Here is a 9,201-nt window from a genome sequence, read left to right as displayed (position 1 = left end):
CTCGAACAATGTGCCCAGGCTATAGCGGGTCATTTCAAGGCGCGGGCTGGTCTGTTCGGGGTGGGAGCGGGTGACGCCGCGCAAGGTGAGCAGCCGCTTTTCCATATAGTTGTTGAGCAGCACCGAGAGATCGCTGGCTTCGGCCAGCCCCTCGGCGCCCATCGCCCGCGTCCAGGCATAGGCCTTGAACACCTGCTGCAGATTGCCGAGATACTCGCGCACCTTGGCGGCCTGCCGCGGCGGTGTTTCCAGCCGGTACGCGCCGCTGTCCTCCACCACCAGCGGCCCCGGCATGAACGGCGCCAGTTCGGCCGTGCAGCCATAGGCGCCCACCGCCGGGCCGCCGCCGCCCTTTGAGACACCGAACGTCTTGTGCAGCATGAACATGCAGGCATCAAAACCAAGGTCACGCGCCCGGATCTTGGTCATCACGCCGTTGAAATTGGCGTGATCATAAAAGGCCAATGCGCCGGCCTCTTTCACCAGCCGCACCCACTCCATGATCTCGGGGTTGTATACCCCCATGTCGTCGGGATTGTTGATCATCAGCGCGGCGGTATCGGGGCCAAGCGCGGCTTTCAGCATATCGAGCGACGGGTAGCCGTTTTCGCCCAACGGCAGGGTGATCACCTCGAAACCCGCCGTCGCCGCAGTCGCGGGGTTGCAGGGATGGCTTTGCAGGCTGGTGATGATCTTGGTGCGGCTGGTCCCCTGCCCACGCGCTGCATGAAAGGCGCGGGTGATCACGGCCTGCGTCCACGCCGCATCGGCGCCGCCAGCGGCCTGGAAGGTGAAGCGATCCATGCCCGACAGGCTGCGCAGCATCAGATCAAGCCCATGCACAGCGGCCAGCAAGCCCTGCATCGTCTCTGCCGGCTGGGCCGGATGCACGCCCGCCAGCCGCCGCGCCGCCTGTTCGCTAACGCGCGGATTATATTTCATCGTGCAGGTGCCAAACAGGCTGACGCCGATCATGCCCATGGTTTCCTGGGAAAGCCGCAGGAAATGGTTGAGCACTTCGGGCTCGCTCAGTTCGGGCAGGTCGGGCGGCGATGTGCGCTGCAACCCGGCCGGCACCAGGCCCTCACTGCTGACCAGCGGGAAATGCTGTCCGCGCCGGCCGGGGGCGCCAATCTGGTGAATGAGCGGCTCGTCCCAGCGAGCCGCATGATAACGCCGCAAGCTCATGACAGCACCTCCCGCAACGCGTCGGCAAGGCGCACAATATCGGCCTCGCTGTGGCATTCGGTGAACGCAAACAGCGCGCGGTCCGGGGTGATCTCGATGCCGCCGAAGATGCCGTGCCGATCGAGCAGCGCCCGGTTGATGGCGGCAACGCTGCGCCCGCTGGCGGAGAAATCCAGCAGCAGTTCGCGGAACACGCCGCCGATTTCGGCGACCTTCACCCCGTTCACGCCGGCCAGCGTTTCGCCGGCAAATCGGGTGCGGGCCAGGATCAGATGGCCGATCTCGGCAAAGCCGGCCGGGCCGAGCAATGCCATATAGGTGGCAGCGGCAACGGCCCACAGATAGGTGCTATTGCCGGTCCAGTCCTTGCCCAGCTCGCGGCTGCCATAGCTGGATTGGTGGAACAGCATCAGGCCAAAGGCCAGCTGGCCATCCACCGTGGTGGTCAGGCTGTTCAGCAGCGTGGGATATTCGGCGGCATAGCGGGCTTCGTCGCGGGTGGCGATGAAGCCGCCCAGTCCGCCGCCGGCGTGCATGTGGACGCCCAGAGTCTGGATGGTTCCCACCGCGATATCGACACCCAGTTCGCCCGGCGGCGCGATCACCCCAAGGCTGATGGGATCAACGCCCGCGATGGTTTCGGCACCCACGCGGGCGGCAATTGCGGCCAGTTCGGCCGCGCCGGTTTCAAGGCCGCCCAGATAGGCGGGATTCTCATAACAGATTGCGGCGGTGCGTGCGTCGGCCAGCGCGGCCACGGCAGCAAGATCGAGGCGCCCAGCGGCGTCGCACGGCGCCGGCACCAGTTCCAATCGCATCGCCGGATCGGCGCTGCGGGCATAGCCCTCAATCACTGCCAGCCGTTCCGGGCTGATCGCCGCCGGCAGGATGATGCGGTTTCGCCCCGTCAGTCGCGCCGCCATCCGGAAAGCGTGGCCAGCCGCGGCCCCCCAGCTGTAAACCGGCAGGCCCACCAGCTCCAGGCCCAGCAGCGCGCCCAGCTGGCTGGTGAATTCCCACCACACCTGGTTGCGGCCGAAATCACTGCTCGGCGTGCCCCACACCGGGGTCAGGAATTCGGCCCGGCCCACGATTTCGTCCACCACGGCGGGAACATGATGCTGCCAGATGCCACCGCCCAGGAAGGACAGGCCGTCACCCGCCGGGCGATTGCGGTCGAGCAGTGCGTTCAGGTGCCGGGAAAGTTCCACCTCGCTGGTCAGCGCCGGCGGCAGATCGGGCAAGGCCTGCAGGCGGTGCACGGCGGGGATCTGGGCAAACAAGGGCTCGGTGCCGGTCAGCCCCAGTTCGTCAAGCAGGGCCGCTTTGCCGGCCGCTGCCGAATTTGGCATGAACGGATGCGCACGCGATTGAACCATCGGCAAACCTTCAAGAAATGTTCGGCGGATCGTGAAACCGCTTGCCAGATTGTGCTGACAGCGCACACGATATCGCCCTTGCGAACAACAGGAACAGTGCGTGCGCCTTGGCTTTATTGTCAACCCGTTGGCCGGTGCCGGCGGCCCGCTAGCCCTGAAGGGCAGCGACGGGCTGGGCCTGAATGCCGCGGCCGGCTGGGCGGCAGCGCGGGCGGCGTTGGCGCTGAAGGGGCTTATCGGCACCGGCGCGCACCTGCTCACCGGCAGCGGCGCGATGGGGGCGGATATCGCCATTGCAGCGGGCTTTGCGCCCGACATTGTGCACCGGCCACAAGGCCCATCAACCGGCGCCGATACAACCGCTTGCGTGGAGGCCTGCCTGGCGGCCGGCGCGCAGCTGATCATCTTCGTGGGCGGCGATGGCACGGCGCGCGACGTGTTGGCGGCCGCGCCCGATGTGCCGGTGCTGGGTGTGCCCGCCGGCGTCAAGATGCATAGCAGCGTGTTTGCCACCTCGCCGGGCGCGGCGGCGGCGATGCTGGGCAAGGCCATGTGCGGCCCCCTGATCGACATGGTGGACGCAGAGGTGATCGACCGCGATGCAGACGGCACAATCCGCCTCCATGGCACAGTGAAGGTGCTGTCTCATCCTGCCCGTCAGGCCGCCAAGGCGGCCCGCGCTGATGCCGATGCAGCGCTGGCGGGCGCGATTGCCGAGGATGCGGCCATGGTGCGCGCAGCACCCCTGTGCCTTATCGGCCCCGGCCTCACCATGCACCGCCTGAAGATGGCGCTGGCGGGTAAAGGCACAATGCTGGGCGTTGACGTGTTTGCCCATGGCGCATTGCTGATCGAAAACGCAACGCATGCGCAATTGCTGGCGCTGCCCGGCGGGGCGCTGCTGTTGCTCGGCGTGGTGGGCGGGCAAGGCTTTCTGTTGGGGCGCGGCAACCAGCAATTGGGGCCGGATGTGCTTGCCCGCGTGCAGTGGCCGCCGATTATCATCGCGTCGGCAGCCAAGCTGGCGGCGTTGCCGCGGCCGGCGCTGCTGGTGGACACCGGCGATGCGGCGCTTGATGCCCGGCTGGCCGGTTTTGTGCAGGTCCGCACCGGGCCGCGCCAAGCCATGATGATGCGCATTGATGCCGCATGATCCGCGAAAGCTTGCCACAGCGGCCGCCGGCTGTAGCGTGCGCCTCGGCCACGGCGATGCGCCGGGTTCGGGCCTGACAGAAGAGCGGTGATGAGCGGTTTTGTGATCGAGTTTGAAGGTAAGCCCATCAAGGCCCGCGCCGGCGAAAGCGTGGCGGCGGCGCTGACCGCGCATGGCATCCGCGGTTTTCGCATCACGCGCACTGCGGCGGAACGCGGCGTTTTTTGCGGCATGGGCGTGTGCCAGGATTGCCTGGTTGAAGTGGATGGCGTGCCGGGCAAGCGGGCCTGCATGACCGTGGTTGATCGGCCCTTGTCGATCCGGCGGCAGCGCCACGGCGCGGCACTGGCGCCGGTGAGCGGCGCGCTGCCACCGGCCACGATCGATGAACTGGCGGTGGAACGCCCCGAACTGCTGGTGATCGGCGCCGGGCCGGGCGGGCTTTCGGCGGCGATCGCGGCGCGCAAGGCCGGCGCCGAGGTGGTTGTGCTGGATGAACGGCGTTCGCCCGGCGGCCAGTATTTCAAGCCGGTTGCGGTTGCGGGCGACGATATCGCGCCGCCCGATGCCCAGCATCGCGAAGGCCTGGCGCTGGTGGCACAGGCGCGCGCCGCCGGTGTGGTGATCCGCAGCGGGGTGAGTGTGTGGGGCGCGTTCCGGCCGCTGGAGTTTGCCGCCACGTCTGACAAGGGCGAGACGAGGCGTTACCTGCCGCGCGCTGTCGTGGTCGCGACCGGGGCCTATGAACGCGCCTGGCCGGTGCCGGGCTGGGAACTGCCCGGCGTGATGACCACGGGTGCGGCGCAGACCCTGTGGCGCACCGCCCGCCGCCTGCCCGGCCGGCGCGTGCTGATCGCCGGCAATGGCCCGCTCAACCTGCAGCTCGCGGCTGAACTGCGCAGTGGCGGGGCGGAGGTGGTGGCGGTGGTCGAAGCTGCCGGCCCGGCCACGCGTGCGCCGACGGCCGTTGCAGCGATGGCGCTGGCATCGCCGGGGCTGGTGGCGCAGGGGCTTGCCTATCAGTGGCGCTGCCTGACAGGCGGGGTGCCGATGCTGCATGATATGGTGGTCTCCGCCGTCGAGCAGGGGCCGTCGGGGCTGGCGGTCACGCTGGCGGGCGGTGGTTCGACGCGCGTATTGGAAGCCGATGTGCTGTGCCTGGGCTATGGCTTTGAACCGTCGAATGAATTGCTCCGCGCGCTCGGGTGCCGCCATGATCATGATGGCACGCGGCTGGTGACGGTTCGCGACGCCGATGGCCAGACCAGCGTGGCCGGTGTTTATGCGCTGGGCGATTGCACCGGGCTGGGCGGCGCGCGGGTGGCGGCGGCAGATGGCACGCTGGCCGGGTTGGCGGCGGTGGCCGGGCTTGGCCATGCCATCGGCCCGGAACTGGCGCGGCTGGGCCGGCAGGCCGCCACGGCGGCGCAGCGCCACCGCCGCTTCCAGCAGGCATTGTGGGACGTGTATCGCGCGCCGGCGCTGGCCATCGCGGAGGTGCCGGACGACACTATGATCTGCCGCTGCGAAGAGGTGCGGTTCGGCGCGGCGCGGGCCGCGCTGGCCGGGGGGCTGAACGACGCCGGGTCGGTGAAACGCGCCACCCGGATCGGCATGGGTCCGTGCCAGGGCCGTTATTGCCGGCCGCTGCTGGAGGCGCTGATCCAGGAGGCCACGGGCAAGGCGCCCGATGAAACGTCCGGCTTTGCCCCGCGCCCGCCGTTCCGGCCGGTGACGATCCGCGATCTGGCGGGCAAACCGTGAGCGACGCTCTGCCAGCCTCAATCGGCACGGTTGTCATCGGCGCCGGTGTTGTCGGCGCCTGCGTCGCGGGCTTTCTGGCCGATGAAGGCCAGGATGTGCTCGTGGTCGATGAGGGGTGCGGCGCCGGATCGTCCGCCAACGCCGGCAGCCTGCACGTGCAGATGCAGAGCCGCTTCATGCGCCTCTACCCGGAAAACGTGCCCAATATGGAATTGCAGCTGCCGCTCTACCCCAAGGCGGTGGCGTTCTGGCGTGAACTGGCCAGCAGCCTGAACGCGGATTTCGATCTGAAGATGACCGGCGGGCTGATGGTGGCGGAAAGCCAGGACCAGCTGGATTTCCTGGGCGTGAAGGCCAGGCGCGAACGGCAACTTGGCCTTGATGTTGAAATCCTCGATCGGGCGCGACTGGATGCGATTGCGCCCTATTTCGGGCCATCCATCGTGGGGGCGGAACTGTGCGCCAATGAAGGCAAGCTCAATCCGCTGTTGTGCAACGCCGCCATCCGCAGCTGGATATTGGCGCGCGGGGTGGTGCTTGCCGAAGGGGTCCGAGTGGAGGGCATCGCCCGATCCGGCACCGGCTTTGCCGTTACCACCACGCGCGGCACCGTGACGGCAGGCCGGGTGGTGCTGGCCGCCGGTTCCGGCACCCGCCTGCTGGCGGCCGGAATGGAACCGGCGATCACCATACCGGCCGTGGCGGAACCGCTGCACATGAACATCACCGAGGCGACCGCGCCGCTGATCGGCCATCTGGTGCAGCACGCCGATCGCATGATCACGCTGAAACAGTTCGGCACCGGCCAGATCGTCATCGGCGGCGGCTGGCCGGCGCGGCAGGATGCGCCCGGCGGCCATGCCGAGGTGGAGCTTGCCAGCCTGATCGCCAATGCCAGCCTGGCGCAGCATATCGTGCCATCCATCGGAAACTTGCGGATCATCCGCACCTGGGCCGGCCTCAACACCTCGGTGGATGGCATGGGCGTGTTGGGCGCGGTGCCGGCCATTCCGGGGTTGTTTGTCGCCATTCCGGGCGATGCCGGCTATACGCTGGGGCCGCTTTCGGCGCGGCTGGTGGCTGATGTGATGCTGGGCCGCAAACCCGGCGAAGACATATCGCCCTTCCGGCCAGAGCGCTTTGAATGACGGCGAGATTGGACCTTGCGAAGCCCGAGTCACCTGCTCATAGTGAACATATGGGCGCATTGCGAACAACTTGGGGGAGGCCATCTTGGGTGATTTGATGGAACCTGGGCGCCCGCCCCTGGCATCGCCAATCTCGCGGCGGACGGCCCTGGGCGTGCTGGCCGGCGCCGGTGCCGCCGCCGCCTTGAGCGGTTGTGGCGGCAGTGACAGCCGCACCACCTTGCGCTGGTGGTCCCCGCAGGCCGCACCCGATCAGCTGAAAAGCTACAAGGCGCGCATCGCCGCTTTCGAAGCCGCCAATCCCGGCATCAGGGTGGTGTTCGAGCCGACGTCGGATGAAGGCTATCCCGCCCAGTTTGCGTCAGCCTTTGCCGCCAAGCAACTGCCCAACATCGTCACCCATCTGCCGTCGTTTGCAGCGCAGAATTACTACGCCGAAGGGCTGCTGGAGCCGGTTGACGACGTCATCAAGGCCATTGGAGCCACGCAGTTCCTCGATGGCACCAACGACATTTATCGCACCGCCGACAATCAGCATTGCGCGCTCGCCATCGGCAACACCGCGGTGGACATGCTGTGGTACCGCAAGGACCTGTTGCAGGCGGCCGGCATCGCGGCGCCGCCGAAAACGTGGGACGAACTGCGCCGGGCCGCCCAGGCGATGCAGAAGCCGGGCCTTTATGGCGCGGCGCTGCCCTATGGCATGAACGCGATGACCTCGCTGATCTTCATCGGCTTCATCCACCGTGCCGGCGGGCAGGTGTTTGCGCCCGATCTTGCCGTGGCGATTGACAGCCAGCCGACCTATGATGCGCTGGAATTCTACCGTTCGATGCGGGAGTTTTGCCCGGCTGGTGCGTCCAACTTCAGCTGGGGCGAAAGCCTGACGGCGTTCGTGTCTGGCGCGACGGCCACCGGCATCTATGGCGGGCGGGTGCTGGCCAATGTGGCGGCGCAGAATCCGGCCATCGCCGATGCTATCAGCTGCACCGTCTATCCCACCATGTCGGCGGCGATTCCGGCGTGGACGTTCAACGATTTTCCCTGCCTGATGATCCCCAAGGGCGCGCCGCACCTGGCTGAGACCAAGGCCTTTGCCGCCGCGCTGTATCAGCCTGAGTTCTACATCCAGCAGCTGCACGCCGCCCCCGGCCATGTGCTGCCGGTGCTGAAATCGGTGCCGACGGACCCGCGCTATCAGGCCAACACGCTCATCGCCCGCTATCCCGCCGAGATCGATCTGATGACGCGAACGGCCGCAACCGGGCACAATCTGGGCCAGGAAACGTCGGCACACCGGCCCAATCTGAAGGCGAACGAGATCATTGCCAGCAACGCCATTGCCGAACTGGTGCAGCGCGTGGTGTTGAACAATGAGGCGCCCAAGCCGGCCGTGGCCGCCACGGCCAAGCGGCTGGCGGAGCTGATGCGTGCCTGACATCGCGCTGCAACGTTCGGGCCTGTCGCGGGAACGGCGGGACGCCCTGCTCGGCCTGTTGTTGATTGCGCCAACGGTGCTCGTGCTCGGTGCGGTCATCGTCTATCCGCTGCTCTCGGCCATCGCGCTGTCGTTCCAGTCGGTCTACACACCCACGCTGGAAGGCCATTGGGTTGGCCTGGCCAATTATCGCGAGCTGCTGGGCAGCGGCGGTTTCTGGGCTGCGCTGCTGACAACCGCGATCTGGACGGCGGGTACGCTCACCCTGCAGATCCTGATCGGCGTCGCGATGGCGCTGCTGCTGCATCAGAATATCATCTTCCGCTCGCTGGCGCGCAGCCTGGTGCTGTTCCCCTATTTCCTCTCCACCGTAGTGGCCGTGCTGGTGTGGCGCTGGCTGTTCAACGATCTCTACGGCATCGTGAACCATGCCCTGATGACGGCCGGCCTGATCGATGCGCCTGTGAACTGGCTGGGCGCCATGCCCAACGCCATGCTCAGCATCATGGTGGTGGGTGCGTGGAAATTCTTTCCCTTTGTCGTCATCGCCGTGCTGGCGCGCCTGCAAACCATTCCGGAAGCACTGTACGAAGCCGCCCGCATCGATGGCGCCGGGCCGATCAGCCGCTTTTTCGACGTGACCCTGCCGCAGCTGCGCGACGTGCTGACCATCGTGATTCTGCTCAGAACCGTGTGGGATTTCAAGGAATTCGATCTCATCTATCTGATGACCGGCGGTGGGCCGGTGAATGGCACGCGGACCTTGCCGCTGATTGTCTATCAGCAGGCCTTCGGATTGAACCAGATGGGCATGGCGGCGGCCTATGCCGTTTCGATGATGCTGGTGATGCTGGTGTTCATGCTGGCCTATCTGCAGCGCGCCCGGAAGGCGGCGGCATGAAGAAGCGCCCGGCCTGGATTGTCAGCCTTATCACCTGGCCGATCGTGCTGGTGATTGCCTTTCCGCTGCTGTGGATGCTGATCACCTCGGTCAAGCCGGCGGCGGAGCTGTTTTCCACCTCGCCCACGCTGCTGCCCAAGGCCATCACCTTCGAACATTATGCCCGCGTCCTCCAGGACACGCCGTTCCTGCAATATTTCGCCAATTCGATGATCCTGGCGACATCAACG

The 9,201-nt window shown here is 66.8% G+C and carries 7 protein-coding genes and 1 pseudogene; 6 read left to right on the top strand and 2 right to left on the bottom strand.

The window, feature by feature from the left end; translation table 11 throughout:
- Together RT662_RS07835 and RT662_RS07830 are read right to left on the bottom strand one after the other, a co-directional pair.
- A partial coding sequence (locus RT662_RS07835) for an aminotransferase class V-fold PLP-dependent enzyme (protein WP_313670153.1) occupies positions 1-1,188 on the bottom strand: 1,188 nt, incomplete at its 3' end.
- Positions 1,185-2,540, bottom strand: a complete 1,356-nt coding sequence (locus RT662_RS07830; RefSeq protein WP_313670152.1) for a hypothetical protein — start codon at positions 2,538-2,540, stop codon at positions 1,185-1,187. The genes RT662_RS07835 and RT662_RS07830, both read right to left, overlap by 4 nt.
- 127 nt (positions 2,541-2,667) lie before the next feature.
- Between RT662_RS07830 and RT662_RS07825 the strand changes: the two genes are divergently transcribed.
- The 6 genes and pseudogenes from RT662_RS07825 to RT662_RS07800 form a co-directional block, all read left to right on the top strand.
- The gene (locus tag RT662_RS07825; RefSeq protein ID WP_313670151.1) at positions 2,668-3,720 is read left to right on the top strand and encodes an NAD(+)/NADH kinase; all 1,053 of its coding nucleotides are present in this window, start codon (positions 2,668-2,670) and stop codon (positions 3,718-3,720) included.
- 90 nt (positions 3,721-3,810) lie between these two features.
- Positions 3,811-5,484, top strand: coding sequence for an FAD-dependent oxidoreductase (locus tag RT662_RS07820; RefSeq protein ID WP_313670150.1), 1,674 nt, complete (start codon positions 3,811-3,813; stop codon positions 5,482-5,484).
- A complete protein-coding gene (locus RT662_RS07815) occupies positions 5,481-6,632 on the top strand; it encodes an FAD-binding oxidoreductase (protein ID WP_313670149.1) in 1,152 nt (383 codons plus the stop codon). Before RT662_RS07820 ends, RT662_RS07815 begins: the two co-directional genes overlap by 4 nt.
- Positions 6,633-6,786: 154 nt before the next feature.
- Positions 6,787-8,070 carry an ABC transporter substrate-binding protein gene (locus RT662_RS07810; protein WP_313670148.1) on the top strand — a complete coding sequence of 428 codons (1,284 nt, stop codon included), beginning with the start codon at positions 6,787-6,789 and terminating at the stop codon, positions 8,068-8,070.
- A complete protein-coding gene (locus RT662_RS07805) occupies positions 8,063-8,971 on the top strand; it encodes a sugar ABC transporter permease (protein WP_313670147.1) in 909 nt (302 codons plus the stop codon). Before RT662_RS07810 ends, RT662_RS07805 begins: the two co-directional genes overlap by 8 nt.
- A pseudogene (locus RT662_RS07800) lies at positions 8,968-9,201 on the top strand (hypothetical protein); the annotation flags it as partial. The gene RT662_RS07805 and the pseudogene RT662_RS07800, both read left to right, overlap by 4 nt.

It is taken from the genome of Sandarakinorhabdus sp. (assembly GCF_032115815.1).
Lineage (GTDB): Bacteria > Pseudomonadota > Alphaproteobacteria > Sphingomonadales > Sphingomonadaceae > Sandarakinorhabdus.
The sequence above is the reverse complement of the archived record's forward strand: the minus strand, read 5'-3'. Positions and strand labels throughout refer to the sequence as shown.